This is a genomic window from Paenibacillus sp. PAMC 26794 (assembly GCF_000316035.1).
Lineage (GTDB): Bacteria > Bacillota > Bacilli > Paenibacillales > Paenibacillaceae > Paenibacillus.
Genome location: NZ_ANHX01000004.1, coordinates 71,577 through 96,687, shown reverse-complemented (window position 1 = coordinate 96,687; position 25,111 = coordinate 71,577). Strand labels below are relative to the sequence as shown.

At 46.2% G+C, this 25,111-nt stretch carries 25 protein-coding genes; 10 read left to right on the top strand and 15 right to left on the bottom strand.

The annotated features are described in order from the left end of the window. Positions 1-43: 43 nt before the first annotated feature. The 3 genes from spoVAE to spoVAC are packed head-to-tail and all read right to left on the bottom strand — an operon-like array spanning position 44 to position 1,865. Positions 44-394 carry a stage V sporulation protein AE gene (gene spoVAE, locus D829_RS0102100; protein WP_017687179.1) on the bottom strand — a complete coding sequence of 117 codons (351 nt, stop codon included), beginning with the start codon at positions 392-394 and terminating at the stop codon, positions 44-46. A 5-nt stretch (positions 395-399) separates the two neighbouring features. Next, positions 400-1,416, bottom strand: coding sequence for a stage V sporulation protein AD (gene spoVAD, locus D829_RS0102095; protein WP_017687178.1), 1,017 nt, complete (start codon positions 1,414-1,416; stop codon positions 400-402). Next, positions 1,413-1,865 carry a stage V sporulation protein AC gene (gene spoVAC / locus D829_RS0102090; RefSeq protein WP_047844446.1) on the bottom strand — a complete coding sequence of 151 codons (453 nt, stop codon included), beginning with the start codon at positions 1,863-1,865 and terminating at the stop codon, positions 1,413-1,415. The genes spoVAD and spoVAC overlap by 4 nt, the downstream gene beginning before the upstream one ends. Positions 1,866-2,564: 699 nt before the next feature. On the opposite strand from spoVAC, the gene D829_RS0102080 reads away from it, so the two are divergent. The 3 genes from D829_RS0102080 (at position 2,565) to D829_RS34225 (ending at position 4,330) form a co-directional block, all read left to right on the top strand. Next, complete coding sequence (locus tag D829_RS0102080) at positions 2,565-3,638, top strand: M42 family metallopeptidase (RefSeq protein ID WP_017687176.1); 1,074 nt, start codon at positions 2,565-2,567, stop codon at positions 3,636-3,638. A 227-nt stretch (positions 3,639-3,865) separates the two neighbouring features. Then, on the top strand, positions 3,866-4,186 hold the full coding sequence (locus D829_RS0102075; RefSeq protein WP_017687175.1) for a hypothetical protein: 321 nt from the start codon (positions 3,866-3,868) through the stop codon (positions 4,184-4,186). Between the two features lie 21 nt (positions 4,187-4,207). Further along, a complete protein-coding gene (locus tag D829_RS34225) occupies positions 4,208-4,330 on the top strand; it encodes a hypothetical protein (protein WP_277422753.1) in 123 nt (40 codons plus the stop codon). Positions 4,331-4,413: 83 nt separating this feature from the next. On the opposite strand, the gene D829_RS0102065 is transcribed toward D829_RS34225, so the two are convergent. Next, positions 4,414-5,121, bottom strand: coding sequence for a metal-dependent hydrolase (locus D829_RS0102065; RefSeq protein WP_017687173.1), 708 nt, complete (start codon positions 5,119-5,121; stop codon positions 4,414-4,416). Between the two features lie 275 nt (positions 5,122-5,396). Here D829_RS0102065 and nirB point away from each other — a divergent pair, with 275 nt between their 5' ends. The 4 genes from nirB (at position 5,397) to D829_RS0102040 (ending at position 9,918) form a co-directional block, all read left to right on the top strand. Then, positions 5,397-7,826: a nitrite reductase large subunit NirB gene (gene nirB / locus D829_RS0102055; RefSeq protein ID WP_017687171.1), complete on the top strand. Its 2,430-nt coding sequence runs from the start codon at positions 5,397-5,399 to the stop codon at positions 7,824-7,826. A 58-nt stretch (positions 7,827-7,884) separates the two neighbouring features. Then, positions 7,885-8,211, top strand: a complete 327-nt coding sequence (gene nirD, locus D829_RS0102050) for a nitrite reductase small subunit NirD (RefSeq protein ID WP_017687170.1) — start codon at positions 7,885-7,887, stop codon at positions 8,209-8,211. A 49-nt stretch (positions 8,212-8,260) separates the two neighbouring features. Then, positions 8,261-9,043, top strand: a complete 783-nt coding sequence (locus D829_RS0102045; protein ID WP_017687169.1) for a formate/nitrite transporter family protein — start codon at positions 8,261-8,263, stop codon at positions 9,041-9,043. Between the two features lie 245 nt (positions 9,044-9,288). Then, positions 9,289-9,918, top strand: a complete 630-nt coding sequence (locus D829_RS0102040; RefSeq protein ID WP_017687168.1) for a YfbR-like 5'-deoxynucleotidase — start codon at positions 9,289-9,291, stop codon at positions 9,916-9,918. Here D829_RS0102040 and D829_RS30250 read toward each other — a convergent pair whose 3' ends face one another. Both D829_RS30250 and D829_RS0102030 read right to left on the bottom strand, forming a co-directional pair. Then, complete coding sequence (locus D829_RS30250) at positions 9,919-10,728, bottom strand: response regulator (protein ID WP_017687167.1); 810 nt, start codon at positions 10,726-10,728, stop codon at positions 9,919-9,921. It abuts the gene before it with no gap. A gap of 4 nt (positions 10,729-10,732) precedes the next feature. Beyond that, positions 10,733-12,610: a sensor histidine kinase gene (locus D829_RS0102030; RefSeq protein WP_017687166.1), complete on the bottom strand. Its 1,878-nt coding sequence runs from the start codon at positions 12,608-12,610 to the stop codon at positions 10,733-10,735. 177 nt (positions 12,611-12,787) lie between these two features. Between D829_RS0102030 and D829_RS0102025 the strand changes: the two genes are divergently transcribed. From D829_RS0102025 to D829_RS0102015, 3 genes are all read left to right on the top strand, one after another. Continuing rightward, a complete protein-coding gene (locus D829_RS0102025) occupies positions 12,788-14,092 on the top strand; it encodes an ABC transporter substrate-binding protein (protein WP_241230728.1) in 1,305 nt (434 codons plus the stop codon). A 100-nt stretch (positions 14,093-14,192) separates the two neighbouring features. After that, complete coding sequence (locus tag D829_RS0102020; protein WP_017687164.1) at positions 14,193-15,065, top strand: sugar ABC transporter permease; 873 nt, start codon at positions 14,193-14,195, stop codon at positions 15,063-15,065. A gap of 1 nt (position 15,066) precedes the next feature. Next, a complete protein-coding gene (locus D829_RS0102015; protein ID WP_017687163.1) occupies positions 15,067-15,891 on the top strand; it encodes a carbohydrate ABC transporter permease in 825 nt (274 codons plus the stop codon). Between the two features lie 161 nt (positions 15,892-16,052). Here D829_RS0102015 and D829_RS0102010 read toward each other — a convergent pair whose 3' ends face one another. From D829_RS0102010 to D829_RS0101970, 9 genes are read right to left on the bottom strand one after another with little or no spacing between them, the layout of a single operon-like run. Next, on the bottom strand, positions 16,053-17,381 hold the full coding sequence (locus D829_RS0102010; RefSeq protein ID WP_017687162.1) for an MFS transporter: 1,329 nt from the start codon (positions 17,379-17,381) through the stop codon (positions 16,053-16,055). A gap of 20 nt (positions 17,382-17,401) precedes the next feature. Then, positions 17,402-18,037: a TetR/AcrR family transcriptional regulator gene (locus tag D829_RS0102005; RefSeq protein WP_017687161.1), complete on the bottom strand. Its 636-nt coding sequence runs from the start codon at positions 18,035-18,037 to the stop codon at positions 17,402-17,404. 60 nt (positions 18,038-18,097) lie between these two features. Continuing rightward, on the bottom strand, positions 18,098-18,865 hold the full coding sequence (locus D829_RS0102000) for an ABC transporter ATP-binding protein (RefSeq protein WP_017687160.1): 768 nt from the start codon (positions 18,863-18,865) through the stop codon (positions 18,098-18,100). Between the two features lie 12 nt (positions 18,866-18,877). After that, a complete protein-coding gene (locus D829_RS0101995) occupies positions 18,878-21,211 on the bottom strand; it encodes an ABC transporter permease (protein ID WP_017687159.1) in 2,334 nt (777 codons plus the stop codon). A 35-nt stretch (positions 21,212-21,246) separates the two neighbouring features. Further along, positions 21,247-21,987, bottom strand: a complete 741-nt coding sequence (locus D829_RS0101990) for an alpha/beta fold hydrolase (RefSeq protein WP_017687158.1) — start codon at positions 21,985-21,987, stop codon at positions 21,247-21,249. A 25-nt stretch (positions 21,988-22,012) separates the two neighbouring features. Next, on the bottom strand, positions 22,013-22,897 hold the full coding sequence (locus tag D829_RS33610; protein WP_017687157.1) for a hypothetical protein: 885 nt from the start codon (positions 22,895-22,897) through the stop codon (positions 22,013-22,015). Further along, positions 22,894-23,157 carry an acyl carrier protein gene (locus D829_RS0101980; protein ID WP_017687156.1) on the bottom strand — a complete coding sequence of 88 codons (264 nt, stop codon included), beginning with the start codon at positions 23,155-23,157 and terminating at the stop codon, positions 22,894-22,896. The genes D829_RS33610 and D829_RS0101980 overlap by 4 nt, the downstream gene beginning before the upstream one ends. A 15-nt stretch (positions 23,158-23,172) precedes the next feature. Next, positions 23,173-24,222 carry an HAD-IIIC family phosphatase gene (locus D829_RS0101975; protein ID WP_017687155.1) on the bottom strand — a complete coding sequence of 350 codons (1,050 nt, stop codon included), beginning with the start codon at positions 24,220-24,222 and terminating at the stop codon, positions 23,173-23,175. 19 nt (positions 24,223-24,241) lie between these two features. After that, positions 24,242-25,093 carry a 3-hydroxyacyl-CoA dehydrogenase family protein gene (locus D829_RS0101970; RefSeq protein ID WP_017687154.1) on the bottom strand — a complete coding sequence of 284 codons (852 nt, stop codon included), beginning with the start codon at positions 25,091-25,093 and terminating at the stop codon, positions 24,242-24,244. Between the last annotated feature and the right edge of the window lie 18 nt (positions 25,094-25,111).

Here is a 25,111-nt window from a genome sequence, read left to right as displayed (position 1 = left end):
TCTGCTGAATCGCAATATGTTCAAGTAGATTTCTCATTCTATGTTAGCCTTTGGGTCTAACAACCAATGCCGCGAGAAAAGAAAAGATGATCGCTGACGAAATCCCCGCCGCAGTCAGATCGAAAATCCCTGTAATCACACCCAGCCATCCCTCTTTTTCCAACTCCGTCAATGCCCCGTGCACCAAGGAATTACCGAAACTTGTGATGGGGATGGTAGCACCCGCACCTGCAAATTTAACCAAGGGGTCATACACGCCAAATGCATCCGCAAGCGCACCTGCCACAACAAGTGTGCTCATCGTATGTGCCGGTGTCAGTTTGACACCATCCATCAGAAGCTGTCCTACAACACAGATCAAACCGCCAACGATAAATGCCCACAAGAACTGCATTTCATTTATCCCTCCTTTTCTATAGCTACGGCATGTGCAATACAGGGAATACTTTCACCCTGCTGGTATGAGAGCGGGGACAAGAGCGCCCCAGTAGCTACAACCAGCACCCGTTTGAGATCACCTTTCTGCATCCGATTCAAAATGTGACCGTAGGTTACTGTGGCAGAACACCCACATCCACTGCCCCCGGCAACAACATAAGGCTGTTTCTCCCGATCATAGATCATCAGGCCGCAGTCATTAAAAACCGTCTGTTCCATGGGAATGCCTTCTTTTTGCAAAAGCTCTTTCGTAATTGGCAGACCGACGGAAGCCAGATCCCCTGTCACAATGAGATCATAATAGCCGGGTTCCAATCCCGTATCCCTGAAATGAGAGATTATAGTGTCGGCTGCTGCTGGCGCCATGGCTGAACCCATATTAAAAGGATCTTTGATTCCCAAATCCATAATGCGTCCAATAGTGGCTTTGGTAACAACGGGACCATCACCCGTACGGGAGACCACACCACACCCTGATCCTGTAACGGTATATTGCGCATAAGGCGGCTTCTGGGAGCCATACTCCGTCGGATACCGAAATTGTTTCTCGACCGTGCAGTTATGGCTCACCGTTCCTGCAAGGACATAATCGCCAGCTCCGGAGTCAACAATCATGGACGCTAACGCTAATGTTTCCATGGAAGTAGAACAGGCTCCAAAGACACCCAGGTAAGGCACACCCAGTTTTCGCGCTGAAAAGGAACTGCTGATAATCTGGTTCATCAGATCTCCACCCACAAAAAAGTGAAGCTCTTCCTTGGTGATATTTGCATTAACCAAAGCCAGTTGGGAGGCCTGTTCGAGCAGTTTGCGTTCTCCCTTTTCCCACGTCTTCTCACCGATCTCAAGATTGTCATAGACATAATCAAAATCAGATGACAAGGGACCCTTGCCTTCGTCAGGACCTACAACTGCTGCTTTACCGATAATGCGTGGACGATTCTCAAACTGCCACGTTTGGCGACCCAGACGCTTCATAGATGCCCACCTCCGAATCCCAAGAAGGCGTATACGATGCCTACGACAAATGCTGCCACGACACCAAATACGATAACGGAACCAGCAAGCTTGAACATGTTGGCCCCTACACCGAGCACCAGTCCTTCAGCACGATGTTCCAGTGCAGCAGAACACATGGAATTGGCAAATCCGGTAACCGGTACAGCCGTTCCCGCTCCTGCCCATTGAGCCATTTTATCGTAAACGCCGAGACACGTTAGAATAACCGATATGAGAATCATGACCGCCACCGTAGGACTGGAAGCTTCCTTCGATGTCATATCGAAACCGGCCATAAAAGCCTCTTGAATGGCCTGTCCAATCAAACAGACGGTACCCCCAACCAGAAATGCTTTGAGGCAATTTTTCAGGATTGGCCGAGGCGGCTCATGTTTTTTTGCGACTTTTTTGTACTCCTTTTCATCCATGGACAGGGACGACGATTTTTTTTCGCTTTCGGATGCAGATTGAGCTGGCAAGATACAAGACCTCCTCTATGTGAAAATGGTTCAAAGCTCCGGCTGAATGCCAATGTGTGTAATCCTATATTCATTGTTTGTTAATAATCGGAAGGTTATGTATCCGGCGACAGACAGTATATGTTTCCAACAAGATCATACTGTGGAAGCAGGATGGGAGTACGCCGGATCTGAGGACTTTTAGATACGTTCTATAAATAAAGAAGAACAATCACGAGCAAGATAAAAAGAACGATAAACAGTACTTTTTCCGTACCCTCTTCTGGAGGCTTCATATGATATTTAGCTCCTTCCTGTAAACAGACAATCTAATATTGAGTATTAAAACTACACAAAATGATGACATCTCCTCCGTATATTTATATTCATTGAAGTAGTATCAGGACTGCGACTACAGCGGACAGAGTCATGAAACATGGACAAGGCAAGCGCCCAAAACATGCCTTAAATACGTGACATAAACATGGACAATCACTTGCGCAAGGTTCATACTGTAATGTGACCAGTGGTTAAATAAAAAGTCCTCAGCATATTAAAGTGCATGTTCAAAAAGATAAAAGACTTTTTGAACTACATCTTAAAGGACAACAGGCGGGTAGCCGTTCTACTGTGACCTGAAATACATACCAACAGAGGAGTTGTTGACACATGAATGAAAAAACGATGGATATGTTTCGTACGTTGACGGAATTTCCTTCCGCTTCCGGTTTTGAACGTGAGCTTCGCGGCTGGATGAAAGAGCAGCTTTCCGCTTATACCGAAGAGTTCGTCCAAGATCGTCTGGGGAGTCTATTTGGTGTGTTACGCGGGGAGGAATCCGGTCCTAAAGTTATGGTAGCCGGACACTTTGACGAAGTTGGTTTCATGACTACAGGCATTACCGAAACAGGTATGATCAAATTCCGTCCACTGGGTGGATGGTGGAGTCAGGCTGTACTGTCTCAGCGACTGGAAATCATCACACCTGATCGTCGGATTACCGGAGTTGTAGGTTCTACTCCTACACACTTGCTGGACGAGTCCCAGCGGAGCAAACCTGTTGACCTGAACACCATGTATCTCGATATTGGAGCAGACAACCGTGCCGAAGCAGAATCTTGGGGCATTCATCCGGGGATGCAGATCGTGCCGATCTGTGAATTCACACCTATGGCCAATCCTAAGAAAATTATGGCTAAAGCGTGGGATAATCGTTACGGCGTAGGACTTGCACTTGAACTGGTTGAAGCGCTTCATAAGGAAAAACTGCCTAACACACTCTATGCTGGTGCAACGGTTCAGGAAGAACTGGGGCTTCGCGGTGCACGTACGGCGGCCAATCTGATTCAGCCTGATATCTTCTTCGCACTTGACTGTAGCGCGGCGAATGATATGACAGGTGACAAACAGTCATTTGGACATATCGGAGAAGGCGCATTGCTTCGTATTTTTGACCCGGGTATGTTCACTCATCGCGGAATGGTGGAATATGTTCAAGATACGGCTTCATCCAATCAGATCAAAATGCAGTATTTCATCTCACCAGGTGGTACCGATGCAGGTCAAGTTCACCTGAGTGGAATTGGTGTACCATCAACAGTTATTGGTATCTGCGCACGTTATATCCACACGTCTTCTTCCATCATTCATACGGATGACTACGATGCGGCCAAAGAACTGATTGTGAAGCTGGTCAAAGGTCTTGATCGGACAACGATGAATACCATAATTAATAACGCATAACAGCTGACAAGAGACCTCCTAATTATATCGGGAGGTCTCTTTTTTATATCCAAAACGATATTTAGTTGAACACATTTACACAGAAAGGTTATTCTGTCATCGGAGTGGCAAGTGTAAATATTCTTTAGTTCAACGTACGTAGATTAATAGGTCGAACATTATAGGAAATTATACATAAGATACAATAACGGAAGATGAAGTAAACACCAAGTAGCGGGGGACCTGTTATGGCAGTGAGAAGGAATGGAAAATCGAATAAAGGTTCTAAAAATACAAATGCCGCAAACACCCTTCTCAATGGCAAACTTAAAGGAAGAAATCTGGAACTTATCGTAGCAGCATTACTGGTAAGCGGAAAGTTAAGGGTGGATTCAGTCACGTTGTTTCGTGAAGCTACATTGGTTGTAGAATTGGTCGGTCAATATAAAACGCTTCAAAAGGTCACACCCTCGAATTCAGACAAATTGGTGCAATTCCTGGATGAAACTGGTGCTGATATGACACTAGATGATGTTATACGGGCTTTTCAGCAAAGAATAAATTCCTGAATAAGGTGAAATGAGGTTGGGATGATGTCTGACTTTGATGGAATCGGCTTCGCCGAACTATTGATTGGGGTGATCCTTGTATTGTTGTTTGTATACGGTTCTACAGATATAGAAGGTTTGTCGAGTACGCCTACAACGAGTTGACCACATAACCCTCTCCACATGGATTGCAGCCATGACTTGAACAAGGAAATACCAGTCCTTATGCAGGACTGGTATTTTGGACATCACAAAAATAGCGGTGAGAACGCGAACCACGCCAAAATGAGTGTGAGCACAATGCAGACATTCTCTACAACGGCTCCATGCTTAGTCCCTGTACTCATCAGATTCACCCGTATGCGCCACTTGAGCGGTGGTAACGGACGAATGCCCCGATTGGTTAATGAATCGGCCAACAGATGCATCGCATATGCCGTGCCTCCCGCTACCCAGATCTCCGGTCCCTGCTGCTGGGTCGTGCTGTACAACAAGCCCGCCCATATAGCGGTTCCATACAGGGTATGTGTCAGTCCCCTATGAGTTAGCGTGGTGCACAGCATAAGCAGGCTGCCTGCAATCAGATTCCATGGTGCGAACGCGTGACCATAGAATACCAGCCCCAGTCCAATGGCAAACATCAGCACTTTGCGAAGCGAACGTGAAGGCAGGAATGACACGAGTGCAATGAGGATCGCAAGCAACAGGTTCCATGGTTTGGCATGAACATAGAAGTACACAAAGACAGCTGTGGGCAAAAGAATCGTCTGTAACAACCTGATCAGACTGTTAGGCAAGGCTCTGGATACCAGCAGCGAATTTGGCTCATCAATGTCAGGCAATAACGAACCAATCAGAGCAACCGTAACGGCCGGCGCAGTCACCGGCATACCGGCCAACTGCAGAACAGAAAGCGACACGCCTGTCCCGATAATAAGGTGGGATCTTCCCATCATGATGCAAAAACGTCCTTTCGAAGAAATCGGGAACAATACGGCCCAGTTCCGATTTTACAACGAAAACAAAATAAGAACAATAGTTCGCATTTCTTATTTGTATGAAAATAAATATCACTTTCTGTGATGGGGCTCACACTATTATATTTATGACTCTTCTATCTTTATTAGTGAATTAAATCACATAAACTGTCGTCAACTACTTGTATAATTTCAAATATAAACCACTAAAATTTTTAGTAATGTACAGCGTCTATTCAAGGAGGCATACACACATGAACGGAAAAAAAGAGAAACTCATTATCATTGGTAACGGTATGGCAGGAATCAGTACCGTTGAGCAAATTTTGAAATTAACTACGCGATTTGACATTACCGTTTTTGGCACAGAGCCCTATCCTAACTACAACCGCATTATGTTGTCTTATGTACTGGAAGGAAGCAAAACGCTGGACGATATCGTCCTGAACGACCTACACTGGTATGAGGACTACGGCATTACGCTGCACACAGGCACAACGGTTACACGAATCGATGCCGAGACGCACGAAGTTGTGACTGAAGATGGAACTCGCTTTCCTTACGACAAAATTATCATTGCAACAGGCTCCAACTCCTTCATTCTCCCCGTACCGGGACATGACAAAGAGGGTGTTGCCGGTTTCCGGGATATCGCCGATTGCAATGTCATGCTCGATGCTGCTAAACAGTATAAAAGAGCGGCCGTTATCGGGGGCGGACTGCTGGGTCTTGAAGCTGCCAAAGGGTTGGTACAACTCGGCATGGAAGTTACCGTAGTGCATCTGATGGAGGATCTGATGGAGCGTCAGCTTGATCCGCAAGCTTCAGCCATGTTGAAGGCGGAACTTGAACGTCAGGGTATCCGCTTCAAAATGGGTGCGCAAACTTCCGAACTTCTGGGTGGTAAACGGGTTGAAGGAATTCGTTTTGCCGATGATTCTGTACTGAGTGTTGATTTTGTTGTCATGGCTGTAGGCATTAAACCCAATACGGCTGTAGCCCGCGAAAGCGGTATGGAAGTGAACCGGGGGATTGTCGTGGATGACTATATGCAGACTTCACTTGAGAATGTGTATTCGGTCGGGGAATGTACAGAGCACCGCGGGGTATGTTACGGCCTCGTTGCCCCATTGTTCGAGCAAGGTATGATTCTGGCGAAACATATCTGCGGTGTGGAGACCGCTCCATATGAGGGTTCTGTTGTATCCACAAAATTGAAAATTTCGGGTGTAGACGTCTTTTCAACCGGTGAATTCATCGACAGTCCAGAGCACACCGTCATTTCGCACAAAGATGACTGGAAACGGACTTACAAAAAAATTCTGCTTCGTGATAATAAAATGGTCGGCGCCGTTCTCTTCGGTGACATTACGGATTCTGCCGAATTGCAGAAACTGATCAAACAACAGACTGAAATGACCGAAGAATTGTATGGTTCACTCATGGGTACAGGCTGCGGGGGTCATAAGAAAACCACCTCTGTAGAAACGATGGCGGAAGACGAGATTGTTTGTGGATGTAACGGTGTAACTAAAGGAACCATTGTTGATGTCATTACAAATCAAGGACTTACCAGCGTAGATGAAATCAAAGCCTGTACCGGTGCAACCCGCTCTTGCGGTGGATGTAAACCGGTTGTGGAACAGATTTTGCAATATGTACTTGGAGACAGTTTCAGTACTGGAACCAAACAGGGCATCTGCGGATGTACTTCCATGGGACGGGATGAGATTGTAGCCGAGATTCGTGAAAAAGGATTACAAACGACCAAAGAGGTCATGAATGTACTGGGTTGGAGTCAACCTGAAGGTTGTTCCAAATGTCGTCCAGCGATCAACTATTACCTTGGCATGATTGCACCGGACACACACGAAGATGAGAAAGAATCCCGTTTTGTTAACGAACGAATGAACGCGAATATTCAAAAGGATGGAACGTATACGGTTGTACCTCGAATGTATGGCGGGGGGACTACACCAGCGGACCTCAAACGTATCGCTGACGTATCAGTCAAATATGATGTGAAAGCAGTCAAAGTTACTGGCGGTCAGCGTCTCGACTTGATTGGTGTCAGAAAAGAAGATCTGACTAAAGTCTGGGCTGAACTGGATATGCCTTCAGGTTATGCATACTCCAAATCGCTGCGTACGGTCAAAACATGTGTTGGCTCCCAATTCTGCCGATTCGGTACACAGGATTCCATGGCCATGGGCGCTCGCATTGAACGTAAATTCGAACGTCTGGATCTGCCAGCCAAGTTTAAATATGCCGTCAACGGTTGTCCGCGAAACTGTGCAGAGGCATGTACCAAAGATATTGGTATCGTAGGCAACGACGGAGGCTGGGAAATCTTCATCGGTGGTAACGGCGGTATTAAAGCTAGACTGGCTGATTCCCTATGCAAAGTGAAAACGGATGAAGAGTTGATTGAACTGTGCGGAGCCATCATGCAATATTACCGCGAGACAGGTAACTATCTGGAACGGACGTCCGAGTGGGTGGAACGCATGGGTCTGGAGCGTATTCGTTCGGTTGTTGTGGATAACCTTGAGGAACGTAAAGCGTTGATGCAGCGGATTGAATTTGCACTTGAGCATGTTGAAGAACCTTGGCAAAAAGCAATTCGCAATGAGGAAGGCCAAAGCAAAATGTTCCATGGCATCGAAGTATCGGCTCCTCCATAAGTAAGCTCGCAAGATTAATACTGCCGGAATGTTAAATATAGATAAGGAGTGGTTTAAGATGACGACAAAACAATCAGGCACCTACTTCCCTGCCGGAGTAGTTGAAGAATTCCTGCCACGAATCGGAAGAGTAGTTGAAATTCAGGATCATCAGCTTGCTGTCTTTCTTGCATCGGATGGTACCATCTTCGCTGCGGATAATCACAACCCCCACCCTAAGGGTGGGCCGCTGGCTGAAGGCATCGTGTCCGGGCATTATCTGTACGATCCGCTGTATGATTGGAAAATCGACCTGACTACCGGTCTTGTGCAAGCACCAGACAATGGTCAAGTACAGATGTATCCGGTAAAGGTAGAGAACGGCCAGGTCTGGATTGAAATATAGCTCCATCGAAACGTTCAAAGATTGATGCAAAATAATGGGGGAAACCGTGATGTATACACCAAGTGTTGAGGCAATTATTGAAGCTGCGGTTAAAAAACGGGATCAGATGAACTCAAATCTTTCACGCTACATGGTTGCCGCCTTAATGGCGGGTGCCTATGTAGGGCTTGGCATCGTACTGATCTTCAGTATTGGTGCCCCGCTCCTAGCGGCACAGTCACCACTGCAAACCATGTTGATGGGCATGTCCTTCGGACTCGCTCTCACACTGGTCATCTTTGCCGGATCAGAACTGTTTACAGGTAACAATATGTTTTTCACCATGAGTATGCTGGCTGGCCGAACAACAGTTAAAGATACACAGAAAAACTGGGGACTCGTCTTCCTCGGCAACCTGCTAGGTGCGATCCTGCTCAGCCTGCTTATTGTAGGCAGCGGCCTGTTCAAAACGGCTGCGCCCGAACATCTTTTATTCGTCGCTTCTGCCAAAAAGATGGCCGCTCCTGTATCGGAGTTGTTCTTCCGCGGCATTCTCTGTAACTGGCTCGTCTGTCTGGCGATCTGGATGGCTGCTCGCACGAAAGAGGATATCGCCAAAATTGCTCTCATCTGGTGGTGTCTGTACGCATTTATCGCAAGTGGGTATGAGCACAGTGTTGCCAATATGACTTTGCTGTCCTTGTCCTGGCTGTTGCCAAACCACCCAGATACAATCACGATGGCAGGCTGGTTCCACAACATGATTCCGGTGACGCTTGGTAATATCATCGGCGGTGCCCTCTTTGTCGGAATGGCGTACTGGTATACTTCACCGGTACGTAAAAAATCATGATTTTTGATTTAACTGCACTTATGTAGCGCTAGAGCACAACATCTACACACTGAAGCCACGATGGATGCCGAACTCACGTTCAGTCACACATCGTGGTTTTTTATTGTTTGTCGATAACCTGCCTACTTTCTCGTACGTCTCATTTTACCTTCGTCGCTATCCGCGTTAATCCACAGTTGACATAACTGGCGTATAGTCGATGGATACTCACACTTATACTCAATCAGCAAAGGATGATCGCTTATATGGGAATTCACACGTACTTCAGGTCACTGAATGATCTTGAACGTATTATTCGTACACCTGGCAAATTCAAATTCGAAGAACACAGCGTATCCGCTCATTCCTGGAAAGTGGTACAGTACGCCAAAACGCTCGCAGATATTGAGGAGCAACATGGAACCACCATCGATTGGAAGAAGTTATACGAAATCACCAGCAGTCATGATTATGGCGAAATCTTCATCGGTGATATCAAAACACCCGTCAAACATTATTCACTGGAGCTGCGTTCGATGCTGCAAAAGGTGGAAGAAGGCATGGTTGAACATTTTATTAATGAAAATATTCCTGAAGAGTTCCAGCCTATTTTCCGCAGACAGCTGCGTGAGGGCAAAGACCACTCGGTTGAAGGACTGATTCTCGAAGTCGCAGACAAGATGGATCAAGTATATGAAGCCTTTGCCGAGCTCCAACGTGGCAATACGGAGAAAGAATTTATCGTTATGTACCGTTATGCTTTGGTCAAAATTAAAAATATCGACCTCCACTGTGTGCAGTATTTCCTCGAACAAATTCTCCCCGACATGATTGAAGAAGGTATCCGCTCCCCGTTTGATATTCGCAAAATAACCGAAGAAGCTCTGGCCCAGTGATCAGCTCAAGTCAACATGGTGCTCATCATCCATGGACAGGGCTTTTTTTCGTTCCTGCAATTGCAGTCGGTACTCGCTAGGGTACATGCCCGTTTTGTTTTTGAAGATCCGGCTGAAATAGTGGGAATCACTATACCCTACCGCTCCACCAATGGTCTTGATATCCATATTCTCATGAGTAACGAGCATGCGTTTTGCTTCGTTAATCCGCAGACCTGTCATATATTTTAGCGGAGTCTCACCCGTTACTTTCTTAAAACACTTTCCCAGATAGTCCACACTAAAATGCATCTGTCCCGCCATGTCCTGGAGTGTAATCTCATGCATGTAATTCTGCTTCAAATACAACTTAACGGCCTCTGCGATATCCTCCGGCTTCACCTGCTCATCCAGCACGGCACTGACATGCGCAAGCGAATCCACAGCGCTCCCAAGCTTCAATTCCATCGCATCCAGCAGTGTACGAAGCTGTTCTTCCGATAATGGTTTGAGCAGATAATCCTCCACCTTGTAACTGATCGCCTGCCGTGCATATTCGAATTCATGATAACCACTCAGAATGACAATTTTCACATGCGGATAGGCAAAATACAGATGTTTGGCGAGTTCCAATCCGTTCATCACCGGCATCTGAATATCGGTTACAACCAGATCAGGTACGGAATGTTCAATGAGCTGTAACGCTTCCTGACCGTTCCGCGCTTCACCGATCACCTCGAACCGGGTGTCCAGCTCTCTGAATTTGCGCGAGACATTCCGGCGAATCAGGGCTTCATCTTCTACAATAATCGTTCTGTATTTGTTTGTCATGGGTTCAGTCATGCTCCTTTCGAATGGAACCACCTATGGTAATCTGGACACCGCCGGAAGGCTTGTTCGTAATCTGCATGTGGGCTGCTGTGCCATACCATAATTTCAATCGGACCCATATATTCTTGAGTCCCATGCCGTTAATTTTGAGGTCAGGCATACGCTCCCACTCCTGTGACTGTTCGATGTAATGCATGATCTTGGCAAGTGCCTCGGGTTCCATGCCAGGCCCGTTGTCTTCCACGTGGATCAGCCAAGTCTCATGTACCGCATTCATCTCTCCAGTAATGTTCAGTCTCCATGGAGGGGTATCACCCAGTCCATATTTCATGGCATTTTCGAGTAGTGGTTGTACCATCAGCATCGGAACCTGGATATTTTGCATCTCTTCCGGAATATGGGACTCGTAGTGTAGATCATCCTCAAACCTAATCTTCATACACTCCAGATACCGCTCACAATAATCCAGTTCTTGAGACAGGGGAACCCCATTCTTTCCCGGAGTAGAGATATAACGGAGCATGGACGCAATATGACCACAGAACGCGACAATCTGCTCATTCATGCCTTCTTCCGCCATGATGCTAATATTTGTGATGTTGTTATAGAGAAAATGCGGGTTCATCTGGGATTGCAGCGCCAGTAACCTCGCTTCTGTCTCCTGAGATTTCATCGCCAGCCTGTCCTGAAACGATTGCACAAGCTGTTGATTCAGCCGGATAAACGTATCATTTAGCTCATCCATCTCCCGGATAGAACCGGGATGCTCCAGCTTGAACAAATGCGCCGAATCCTGACCTGATATCAGATCGTTCTCACCCGTCTTCTGGATAATGCGCTGCAAGCGATGCAACGGCAAAGTGACCCGTTTGGAGATCAGATACGAGAGAACCAGAATCAGCATGAGAGTAGCTAACGTGGCACCGATAAACATCACAGCCATCCGGTTGAGACTCGCGAAAAGGGACTGCTTGGACTGCATGACAATAACGGTCCATCCCGTCTCCTGTGAGGTCATGAACGTCATCATTTGTTTGGAATGATTCAAAGGATCAGTAATCTCCTGCATCGTATCAGGCGGAAATGAAAGATTTTGAATCAAGTCCACATCATCGAAGTGGCCTGCCTGAGAAACATCGGTATCCGAAGAAAGTGGATACAACCGTGTATTTTGTTCATCCACTACATAGATCCGAAGATCGTTGTTATTCGTCTGCAATTCATTCAAATGCTGAAACAGGGTTCCGGCATCCTGCAAAATCTCAACGACACCCTGGCTGACATAGTTGCCATCTTTGTATACACGGGTAAGCGAAATATAAGGTTGATCTGATTTCCCCTCGCCTGTTGGCATGGGTAAAGCTCCCCCCTCTAACAATTGGATCACTCGCCATCCACTCCGCTCCCAGGTTTCCTTGTACCACGGTCGCTGAGTCAGGTCCACTGACAGTTGACCGTTGAATGCACCCGCTCCCAGCATCTTGCCATTCACATCATAGATATTGGCCTGTTTGGCTGTATTAGAGCTGATGATGATCGCGAGAATGACATCAATTAGTGTGGTTGTATCCTTATACAATGCCGGATCACTCGTCATTGTCTGATCGCTATCCTCCGCTGGTGCCAAGTAGTGACTGAAGTGTTCTTTGACCAGATTGGAGTACACAATATTCATGGAGAAGTTGTTCATTTTCACCACTTCCTGATCCAGATTGCCGACAATTGATACCCCAAGTTGTTTCTGCTGTTCTTCACTTCGATGACGAATGTCATTTGCGAGAAAAACATACAGAAGCCCCGCCACAATGAGCGAAAAAATAATGAATACCGCAGAATAATAGGCAAACAGACTTTGCTGAAGCGTTCCAAATCGATATCGCAATCCCCACACACCTCGTCCTATGATGATATCTGTCACACCATTCGAAAATGTCCACCCAACAGAACGCTTTTGTCTATTGAGCACATCCGCTGTTCACAGTAAAGTTATCTACATAAGAATACGCTTACATTAAGCGTTTCGGCAAGTGACAATTTTCTTTATATTCCGGGAGGTTCAATGATGAGAAAACGATTTCTATTTTCGCTTGCAAGTGTGCTCCTGCTTTCCGCTCTGCTGCTTGCCGGGTGCAACTCAGGTAAAAGTACGGAAGGTTCGGGTAAGGTGACACTCACGTTTGGAACAAGCCAATCGGGTATTCCGCGTACAGGCATCATGCAGACGATGGCCAAGGAATATGAGCAGGAGACGGGTGTCAAAATTGACTTCCAGGTCGTCCCTGACGCACAGTGGCGTGACCTGATCAAGGTGAAGCTGGCTTCTGGCGAAGCACCTGACATTTTCAATGTCGATGTGGACCCACTGAGCATGCCGGCTAACGTAAGACCGGAGGAAAATGCCATTGACTTGACCAATGAGGAATTCACAGGTCGGATGTCTGAAGAGATTTTGCCAACTGTCAGTCACAATGACAAGGTGTACGGGGTTTCTTTTGCACCAACGAAAATCTGGTATGTGTACTATAACAAACGTATCTTCCAAGAGCTCGGCATAGAGCCTCCTACATCCTATGCCGAATTCAAGGCAATCAGCCAGAAAATCAAGGATAAAGACATTATTCCATTCTATCAAGCACCTGCCAGCGGGTGGTATCAGGTTCTGCCTTTGTTCGAAACGGGGCCTAACTATGAGCAAACAACAGCGGGAACCTACGAGAAATTGAACAATAATGAGATGAAAGTAGCCGATATGACACAGCTTAAGACGGTCATTGAACAGTTGAAGGAATTTGCGGATCTCGGTTATTTCGGCAAAGACTTCTTGTCCAATACGGTAGAAGCGGGAATTGAGGCGTTTGGTCAGGAGAAAGCAGCGATGTTGCTGCGGGTTCCAGGGACGGAAAAGGAAGTTTCCGAAGCGTATCCGGCAATGAAAGACAATATGGGGTTCTTCGTCATGCCGTGGGGAGATAATCAGACGATTGGTGTGAATCCGGGCGGTTCAGCTGCGATGTTCGGTAACAAAAACAGTAAACATCCCGAAGAAGTGCTGAAATTCTTCCACTGGATTACCGAACATGATCATCTGCAACGTGTGTTCGATGAAGGTGAAGGCAACCTGACGATCTGTTGGCCGGAAATCGAACCAAAGCTGACACAGGATTATATTGATTATGAGAAAAATCATGAAAAAGGTACGGTCATGCAGGCCGCTGTGAAATACATTGATCCACAATGGATGGATATTGGCAAGGACTTGTCAGGTATGTTCGCTGGAGCCATGACACCGGATCAGATTCTGCAAAATATTGATAAACGTCGGGCTGAACAAGCCAAAGTGCTGAAAGATGAGAAGTGGCAGTAACAGCGCAAATCACAGATAGACATAAACGCTGAACAGCGTTACATGCAGCGGGCATTTGCCCGCTTCTGTATTTTGGCAGGAAGGAAAGGTGTTACGGATTATGAATGCGAACAAAATCTATCCCTGGTATTTCTCATCTGGAGCAATTGTATTATATCTGCTGTTCATCGTCGCTCCCGCCCTGCTGGGCATCTATTATTCTTTTACCGATTGGAACAGTTATAGTTCGGAGAAGAACTTTATCGGTCTGGAGCATTTCCGTACCATATTGGCGGGGGATCCGACCTATCTGCTTTTTATCAAAAATACAGTCCTGTTCACCCTGGTTACATCTATCGCCAAGACGGTTCTCGGCTTGTTTCTGGCCCTGCTGTTGGTCAGCGGTGTAAAGGCCGCGAATCTGCACCGGATGATCATCTTCTCCCCGCAGGTGCTGTCGTTCCTGATTGTTGGACTTGTGTTCAAAAGTCTGCTCGACCCCAACAACGGGTTCGTTAACGTGACCCTACGTTCCATGGGACTGGACGTTCTGGCCCAGAACTGGCTGGGCTCCCTGACTTGGGCCATGCCATCCATTATGGCAGTTGATACGTGGAAAGGCATGGGGTACATCATGGTGCTGTTCATCGCCGGATTGCTCGCCATTCCCCGCGATTATTACGAAGCAGCATCCATTGACGGCGCCGGGTTCGGGCAGAAGCTGTTCCGAATCACCATTCCGATGCTAATGCCTACGATCACCATCGCCACGGTGCTTAATATTACATACGGGCTGAGAGTATTCGATGCCGTATATGTGCTGACCAATGGTGGCCCCGGTAACGCGACAGATGTCATTAACACGGCGGTCTATTCCTCTTTTGCCAAAGGATATTGGGGACTGGGGAGTGCGCTATCTACCATTCTATTTGTCATCATGGCAATCATCTCCTTCTTCATCATTCGTTTGATGAACCGAAAGGTGGAATACTAACATGCGATTGAGAAAAAGACTGGCTTCGATCGGGTTAAACGTACTCGCCTGGCTACTCAGCCTGGTGGTCCTGATTCCTTTTGTCGTCATCGTACTAAATTCATTCAAGTCCGACGCCGAGGCCAAGGTGCTCAAACTGACGCTGCCCGAGAAGTTTATTTTCGAAAATTACAAAATCGTCTATGAACAGGGACACTTGGGAGGTTCTTTTTTCAACAGTCTGCTACATTCCGGGGCCTCTTCCCTGCTACTGGTGTTTGTTGTCGCCTTCTCGGCCTTCACGTTATCCCGTAATCATTCAAAGCTCAGCAAGTTTCTGTACTTCTTCCTGATTCTTGGTATCACACTGCCGCTCAACTACATTCCGCTGATGGAAGTCATGAAGTCCATGGGTATGATCAATTCACATGTCGGCATGATTCTGCTCTATACGGCTATGGGTATTCCAATCTCGCTGTTCATTACGTATGCATTTGTGTCTAACATCCCGAAGGAGCTGGATGAAGCCGCGATCATGGATGGATGTAATGGGATCAAGCTGTTCCTGAGAATCATTGTACCTTTGTTAACCTCGGTGCTGGTAACGGTATTTGTTCTTAATTTCCTGAGTGTCTGGAATGAGTTTACTGCCCCACTCTATATGCTGAATACAGTGGAGATGTGGCCGATGACGCTGGCTGTATATAACTTCTTCGGACAATTCAGTGCCCAGTGGAATCTGGTCAGTGCCGATATCGTGCTCACGTCATTGCCTGTGTTGATTGTGTTCCTCATTGGGCAAAAGTATATTGTAGGCGGACTAACTTCAGGGGCGGTTAAAGGGTAAGCTCCACCGACAATCCAAATTCACAAACGCATCTTGTATAAGTAAAATTGCTGACTCCTCAGCACAAAAAGCCCTTGTCTGCTTATGGTGTGAATGACTTCTTCTTACAGAAGAAGTATCACACGCTGCTGCGGACAAGGGCTTACGCTGTTGGATTTGAATTAATCGTGCGCCAACCCGCCAACATCGGATGGAGCGGTTATCTCTGGGCTCTGCTCCAGAGATTTGATCATTTTCAAACGGGATGTGATGATTGCGATCAGAATAACAAACAGACCCGCGATGATAAACAGAAAGGCAATACCTCTACCTGGCCCAGTTCCAATAATTTGACCAACGGACGAAGCCAGTGCTCCCCCCTCCATCAGCAACGGATTAAACACATGGTCGGCCAGAAATCCAGCCAAACTATATGCAATAATGAACCCGAGTTGTGACAGAATACCAATGATTCCCCATACCCTGCCCTGCTTATCGTTGGCGATATTGTTTCGCACCAGCACATCTGCGCTCATGTTGACAAACGGCAGCGATGACAGGAACAGAAAACCTGCGAAGATAATAAAATAAATGTTGGTGGACATCCCCAGAAGCGAAAAGGACAAACCGCACAAAATCAGACCCATCACAAGCACACTTGCGTATTTCTTCGTCATTGTGAAAATACCGATGCACAAGCTGCTGATCAGCATGCCGATGGCGCTTACGGACTGAAACGTCCCAAGTGTCTTCGCGTCCGTAAAGGACAAGAGCATCGGACCAATAAGTGTCTCCAGGAAACCAAGATAGAAGGTGACCAGAGAAATAATGATGACCAGCAACAGTACTCCTTTGTTGGTTACAACTTCCCTCCAACCCTCCTGAATATCGGTCATCCAGTTTTTATCTTCTTGATCCTCACGCTCTACCTTCATGCTCTTCCGAATAACCAGCACAGCCAGAATGGCAACCAGGAATGTCAGAATATTAATGACCAGAATAATCTCAATCGTTGTAATGCTAAGCAGGATGCCCGCTATGATCGGTGAAAACAAAAACTTGGAGGATTCGGCCAATTGCACAAGCCCGCTTCCTTTGGAGAATTGCTCTTTATCCAGCAGGTCCGTGGCAGAAGCCTTGTATGCCGGGCTTTGCAGCGCGGAAAAAACAGAACTGAACGATACCCCCACGTAGATATGCCACAACTGGATATCCCCCGTGAGCATAATGGACAGGATGAAGATCAGACCTGCTGCAGAACCCAGATCCCCAATGATCATCATCGTCCGGCGGTCGAATCGGTCAGCCAGCACACCCCCAATCGGTCGAAGCAGGATGTTCGGCAGAAACGTGAACAAGGTAATCATCGCAACACTTGTTGCTGTATTTGTTTTTTCGAAGGCATACACCCCCAAAGAAAAAGCGGTAAGGCCAATCCCAATCATAGAGATGAGCTGACCGAACCATACAATCAGAAATTTACCAAATGATTTTTGAACGGTATGTTCCATGGATGATACTCCTTTCTCGGCTAAGCTTGATTCGGAAAATAAAGACGAGTGACGTAGGCGAAGCTTCCTTTTTCTGCTCCCAGCACACGTTCCAAAATATGTGTGAATGCTTCAACCTTTTTTCGGAGTTCTTCATCCTCCCATTGAAAGATGCCTCGATCCAGCAAAAATTGTGACGATACGAGCAGGAACTCGATGGATTCCTTTGGGTTAGGCGTATGAAATACCCCCTCCTGAATGCCCTGCTCTACCACCTCGGCCAAGATGGGACTTAATCGAATTACCGTCTCTACAAGACTCTTTTGGTGCATCTCCACATTATGAACACTGTGCAATTGCTCAATGAGATCATGTTTTCTGCCGTCAGGCTGATTCTGCGCCATCATGATGCGAAAAATTTTGTCATGGGCGTTCAGTTCGGGGTCGGACACCACGTGCCTGGCCGATGCTTCCCCGCTCAGAATAAAACGCATAACGATGGCGTTCATAACCTCTTCCTTGGACTGAAAATAATAATAAAATGTACCCTTGGCAATGTTACACGCCTGAAGGATATCCATGACCGTAGCTTTGGTATATCCCTTTGTTACGAACAGAATCTCGGCGGCATCCAAAATCTCATTCCTGCGTTCTTCCGGGTTTTTGATCAGTCTCATATCCTGGCCTCCGATACGTTCGACCGACTGTCGGTCTATTGTAGTCATGAAGTTCTTTTTTTAGAACCCCATTTCAGTCAACCATTGCGCCAAATGGCTTTCCCTTGTTTTTAGATCCTGACGCTCTCTTGCATATTTTCCAATATTTCTGTCTGCAACCAGCTTACCGTCCATCATAAACAGTACACGTTCCGATCTGGCAGCGACTTTCACATCATGGGTCACCAGCAGAATGGTTGTACCCGTTGCATTAATATCGCCCAGAATATCCATGATCTCATAAGTTGATTTGGAATTCAGCGCCCCCGTTGGTTCATCGCCGAATAAAATATCTGGATTATTAATCAGCGCACGGCAGATGGCAATCCGTTGAAGCTGTCCGCCTGAGGCTTGGGTGATGTTATGCCCAGCGAGCTCATCAATCCCCATTTTTTTCATTAATGACATCGCCCGTGTATTAATCGTTTCTCTGCTGCTATTCTTGGCCAGATACGCGGAAAGTACGATATTGTCTAACAGATTCAGATTCTTGAGCAGATGAATATTTTGAAAGATGAATCCCATCTTGGTCAAACGTAGACTTGCCAGATCCCTCTCCTGAAATGCCGATATTTTTTTGCCATTAAAATAGACACTTCCAGCACTAATCTGATCCATACCACTTATGTTGTACAGTAAGGTAGACTTGCCTGAGCCAGATGGCCCCATGATGGAAACAAATTCTCCCTTTTTTAATTGAAGGTTGATATCTTTTAAGATGTTATGTTCTTCATTCTCGCCGATCGCTACGGATTTATTCACGTCTTTAGCCTCAAGTATAGTTGTCATCGTTGATCCTCCCTATTCGACAATCATTTTGGATATGCTCGTTTCCTTGATCGATTGGATGCTAATCCATGCTGTTAGTACAATCGTTCCTGCAAGTAACAATGGACACAAAACATATGCCTGTAACGGGTTAACAACAAAAACAATATTGGAAGCACCGAACGTCGACATAATGGCACTAACCAGCAACGGACCCAACGTATTGGACAATATCGTTCCAGTAACAACCCCTAAGATTAATATGACAAGTGACATCACGACATACTTGAACTTGATTTTAGACAAGGCAAACCCAAGGCTTCTTAGTACAGCAATGTCGTTGTTGTCCTTGGCTACCAACATCTGAAGGAACAATGCTGTAATTAAAATAGATATGAAGACACCGATGACCAAGGCCAGCATCGTCACCAATTTCAATTGTTGGATGGTTCCGCCTAACGTCTGATCCAGATAACCTTGAAGATCGGTTACTTTGGCTGGCGAGAAAGCCGCCTCATATTCAGAAACTTTGGTAGCCATGTCCCCGCGATTATTCAGATCCAAACTGACCACGTACCACAACACACTTTCCTTGTTGTAGGGCAATAAGGCCTTCGCCGTTTTGCCACCATTCGTAACGTCCTGGTATATTCCGCTGACCGTCATCATCTGGTCCTTGCCATTAACCAGCAAGGTAAGTTGCTCACCAGTCTTCAGGCGCAGCTCGCTACTGTTGGCATCAGATAACGCAATTTCATTTTCGGTTGTTGGCGCATTACCGCTAACATAAGACAATGGGAAAATACTGAAATCTCCAGTTTCTACACTCAGATTGTCGTAACTTCCTTCCGCATTTTTAATCTTGAACTGGCTTGTTACCAATGGGGAATACGTTTTGATGTCTTTATCATTTTGGATCTGGGCAACCAGATTGTCATAACGCTGCTCCACATCATCTGTGTGCCTCAAGTCAATGCGAATATCACTTTGTCCAACACCCATATAAGAAATAAAACTTGGCGCCTGCAAAGTGTTCAGGAAGTTGACCGGCACAATCATGATAAATGAACTGACTACAAAGACAAATAACAATAATCGGAACATCTTGATTCGCTGTATGACTTCCTTCAGACCAAGAAAGACAGGTACGGAAGACCAGCGATTGCGGGACAAACTAAGCCGGTTTCGAATGATCTGTGTATCTCCCAGGCTCCCGGTACGGAGAGCATCCACCGCGGAGATGGAACGAAAACGCCGCAGTACCGTTCGGCAGAACAGAACAACCATGGCAAATATTATTCCAGCGGCTAATAACGGAATCGCGAAATGCAACAGGGTTGCAGGTGCTTTTCCCATATACAACATGATGTTGGAAACAAATAATTTGTTAACGCCAAGTGATGCAATGTAACCAAGCACAGATGCAAATCCCGCCATAAATACATACTTCATCAGATACAGTCTCTTAATATCCTTCTCTGCGATCCCTATCGCTTTCATGACACTAATCTCACGATAATCCTCTTCGATGGTCGCAAGCATTGTGAATCGGATGCAAAGCATCGCAATCAGAATCAGCACAAGACTGACCAGAATAATAACGGCTGCAATAACTCCGTCGGTCATCGCATTCAATACCTGGAACAGCCCATAGGTTACGACTGGACCCGCGTTGGGAAGTCCGGCATTTTGGTAGGCCTGGGTAAATTCACTTGTCAGTCCGGGATCGGTCAACCGGAATTCAATGAGATACTCCATCTCTCCGACGCTCTGCTTCAGTTCCTGCAAATTCCCTGCACTCACGATAAAACGTTTGGAGTGCACAACCGATGGATTCATCTGAGCATCACGGACAAAATCAACGATGGTGTAAGAACGCTCAAATTGACCATTATCGATCCGAACCTGGTCGCCCACGCTCAATTTATTTTTCTGCATGTAATATACCGGGACCGCGATCTCGCCATCGTTCACCTGAATAATCTTACTTTCCAGATTCAACAAATAGTCGAAACCCTCATTCTGTGTAACAAAGTCAATGTCCATAACACTGTTCTTTTCGGACTCTGCTCCGAGAAACAGATTAGAGCCGTCAATGTTGACCATTTCCACAATCTGATGCTGCTGGACCATGGTATTTTCTTCAGCCCATGTGTTCACTTTGACCTGATCGAGTTCTCCGGCATGCATTTGCACAAAGTGTGGTGTTTTGGATTCAGAAAATAGATATTGGATGGAACTCGTCAGTTCCATAATCATTCGTGACCCCGAAGATACCAGCAAGGCGGCCAGCAGTACAAAAATAAATAACGCAGCCGTAATCCCTTTTTTTCTCGTTATATCGTTTCTCAGCATTCGTAGCAGCATATACGAACATGGCTCCTCTCATCTACAAGTTGTTCCTATTTATCTGGAGTCATAAAGCTTGTCAGACAATGCGCCACCGTTGAAGGTTGATGCATCATGAACATGTGAGCACCCTCTTTGATGGTTTGAAGCTTCATGGATGTGCCAAAATATCGGCCCCATCTCAACGCTGATTGAAGGGTAACAGTACGATCCCGTTCTCCCCACAGATACAATACCGGCAATGAGAGCGGCTCATATTCAAGCGTTGCTGCAGATTCCAGCATCCTGAAATCCGCCCGGATGACGGGCAGAAAATAATTCAATAATTCTTTTTCATGTATCAGTTCTTGCGGAAGAGCTTCATAGGAAAACAGATGATCAATCAGATTTTCGTCTGACATCCGATCATAATTCTGCATCCCGCATTCGTCAGGCGTGTTGCAGGCAGATAACACAAGCCGTAGCGTTTTAGCTACATCTGGACGTTCCTGACATAAGCGCTGTGCAACGAAGTAGGCTGTAATCCCTCCCAGACTATGTCCAAATAACAGACTGCCAGGCTGTATAACATCCAGCAGCTCGCTGGTATACAGTTCTACGAGTTGCTGCATATGCTCCAGGGGTGTTTCGGTGTTCAGACCATGACCCGGGGGCGTAAACGCCCAAATTTCCGTGTCAGGAAGGTACGGCACTAGGGGCTGAAAACTGTTGGAGTTGCCACCGAGATAAGGAAAACAGACCATTTGTCTGTTTCCCTCCCCCTTTTGTAGCTGCTCCAAATAGATCGGTTCCATCACTTATCCACCACCATAACCAGGCTTACTTTCTTTCCAGAACATATGCAGGGAATGTCTGAAGTGAAGTATCCACATTTTTACGCTTGAAGATGACATGTATGACAATAGCCGATATTGCAAAAAAGAAGAATTGCATAATTTGAACTTGCGGATTAAAGTAGTACAAATCAATTTGACTTCCTGTGGCTACAAGCCAGAATGCAAGCAGATAAAACAGAAGTGTACCTTTGGTTGCATTGAAGATATAACTTTGGAACACGATAAATGCCATAAGCTGAACAACGTAGTATATGTAAGTGGTTGAGGTACCAAAAGAGGAAATCAAGTATCCCGGAAGCACCCATAATCCGAACAACAGGCCGGTAATCAGACCACTTGTTATATTATTTTTTAACTTCCCTTGCAAGAATGGAAGCAAAAATCCGATCCAACCAAACAGCCCACCAATCAGCCCCGTCTCCTTGATCAGATTCACAATCCCTAACCAGATCATTTCAGGTACACTATATGTCAACTCAGGGACCGGTATGCCGAATAACAAGGAACCAAAGTGCATTGTTGATGCAAAGATGATAGAAATTCCAATAATGAGCGGTATCCAGAACAGGTCCTGTCTGCGCGGAACCAGCTTCATAAACATTCCTTTTAATGCTTCCTTTCCGCCCATCACATAACATGTAATTAATCCGGCAATGGAAGGTGAATACAGAGCAACGATCGCAAGTGGATGCATCAAGGTTAACTCACCTGTTATGGGTACAATAAAATCCGCAAAGAACATGAACAAACTTGCGATTCCATAACATGTGCCAAAGGAAATTCCCAAAAACAAATACATATATTTGTTGGACGGGCTGGTTGCCGGACTTGTGACTGGACGAATGGATGCCTGATTAGCTGTAATCATAATGCCGCCTCCTTCTCAGTCAACTTTCTCTCAATAAGATCATGCAAACGGTTTATCGTGCAGAAATTAGCCAAATCCAGATCTTCATTTGCTATCTCAATCTGGAATCTACGCTCTACAAAGTCCACCAAACGCATAGCAAAGAGCGAATTGACGAACCGCTGCTCAAAATAATTGTCATTATCATTAATTTGAGTGTCCTCATGATCCATAGTGAGGTTGTTCCCGATAAACTCCCGAATTTCCTGACGATAATCCACTGCCCTTCCCCCTTGTTATTGATGTTGCCCCTCGGGCACTAAAACCTCAATGTAATCAGGAAACTCTACAGCTTGCTGCAAATCATGATAAAACAGTACTCTTCCTTCCTGATCTGCAGATTGCTGCTTGAAACCGGCAAAGCGGTAGCTGATATTCATCATCCGGTTCCTTCCGGTATCCCTGAAGTCAGCAAGCATCTGTTTGCCCTGCTTCTGAGCTTCACGCATGATATACGTCAGCAGTACACTCCCTGCTCCCCTGGACATCACTCTGCAAGACATCAGGAGCATGTTTAGCCGCCATACTTTCTGCTGCATGTGAATAAGTGCAAGCCCAATTTTGCCATACGTCCCGTATTTGTCTTCGAGTTCACACACCAATAGCATATGGTCCTGCGAGGTCATCAGTTGATGCAACTCCTCGTAACTGTAGGTAATTCCCGTTGCATTTAGCTGATTGGTACGGACGGTAAGTTCCTCTGCACGTTGAAGATCATCCTCAGTAGCCTCGTAGATGGAAAATTTCATGCCGAGCGTAGCCAGAAATTGTTCTGAAGGTCCTTCATACTGTTCCTCAGCCTGTTTACGGAGCGTATCCGCCTGATACATCTGCCTTCTGCACGCAGAGTCGGCTGTAATGAATCGGGGCATCAGCCTTGGGTTATCAAGCATGGCTTCATATTGATCCGCATGAAGTACCTGGATGTCAGCATGTACACTTTGCACTTCTTCCAGTTCAAAAGGTTGATCATCCACAAACAGAATGGCATCCATGCCGATATTAATGTTCTGCCGAATCCGCTGGACAGAGACGGATTTTGCATCCCAATGGATTTCGGGATACAGAAAATATTCGGCGATGCCCAGTTCGTTTAGTTTCGCCCAAGCCAGCTCTGCATCATTTTTACTGGCAACAGAATGCAAAATACCTCGCTGGTCCAGTTTTTCAATCACCTCCTTTAAGCCCGGCTTCAGTTGCACATCTGAAGATTCAAGCAAAACCCCATCCCATATGGTGTGGTCCAGATCCCAGACGATACACTTGATATCCTTGAGCTTTTCCATGGTCATGCCACCCTTCATCTTAGTAGGCATAGAATCCTTGACCCGTCTTCCGCCCCCACTGTCCTGCATCAACCATTTTCTGCAACATCGGACAGCATCGGAATTTGGGGTCCTGATAGCTGTCGTACAATACTTTCAATGAATGCACGACCGTATCCAGACCAATCAGATCCGCCGTCTCCAGCGGCCCCATCTGATAATTGAAGCCCTTCTTCATAATCGCGTCCACCTGCTCGGGTGTAGCGATTCCATCCTGTACAATGTACGCCGCTTCATTCATTAACAAGTGCGAAAGGCGATTAGAGACAAACCCGGGCAGATCCTCTATGACAACTGGACTTTTATCAAGAGTTCCCAAAAAAGCTACCATCTCATGTTCCGTACCCTGCGTTGTATGATGTCCTTTGATCACCTCCACCATGGATTTAACGGGAACCGGATTCATCAGATGCACCCCAATGACTCGACCTGGGTCAGGCAAAAATGAAGCGAGCTTTGTCACGGAAATACAGCTTGTATTTAGCGCAAATAAAGCATCCGGACGAACCTTGTGGTATAGTCGTGCGTAAACTTCCTTTTTCAACTCCAGGTTTTCGGTTACATTTTCAATAATGATACTTGCCTCTTCCACACCTTCATCTTGTGTCTGGAACGAGATTCGTTCCATGATCTGATCCAGGGGCACCTGACCGTACCCTTGCTTCAGAAAGCAAGCTGAACGATATTCACGACGTATAACATCAGGTGCGTGTTCGATGACCGACGCCGAAATATCCTGCAAAATTACACGATAACCAGCCCTCGCGACATCCAGTGCTGTGGCGCATCCCATCACCCCTGCGCCAATGATTGCAATGAGTCGATTATGCATACCTAATCACCTCCTTAT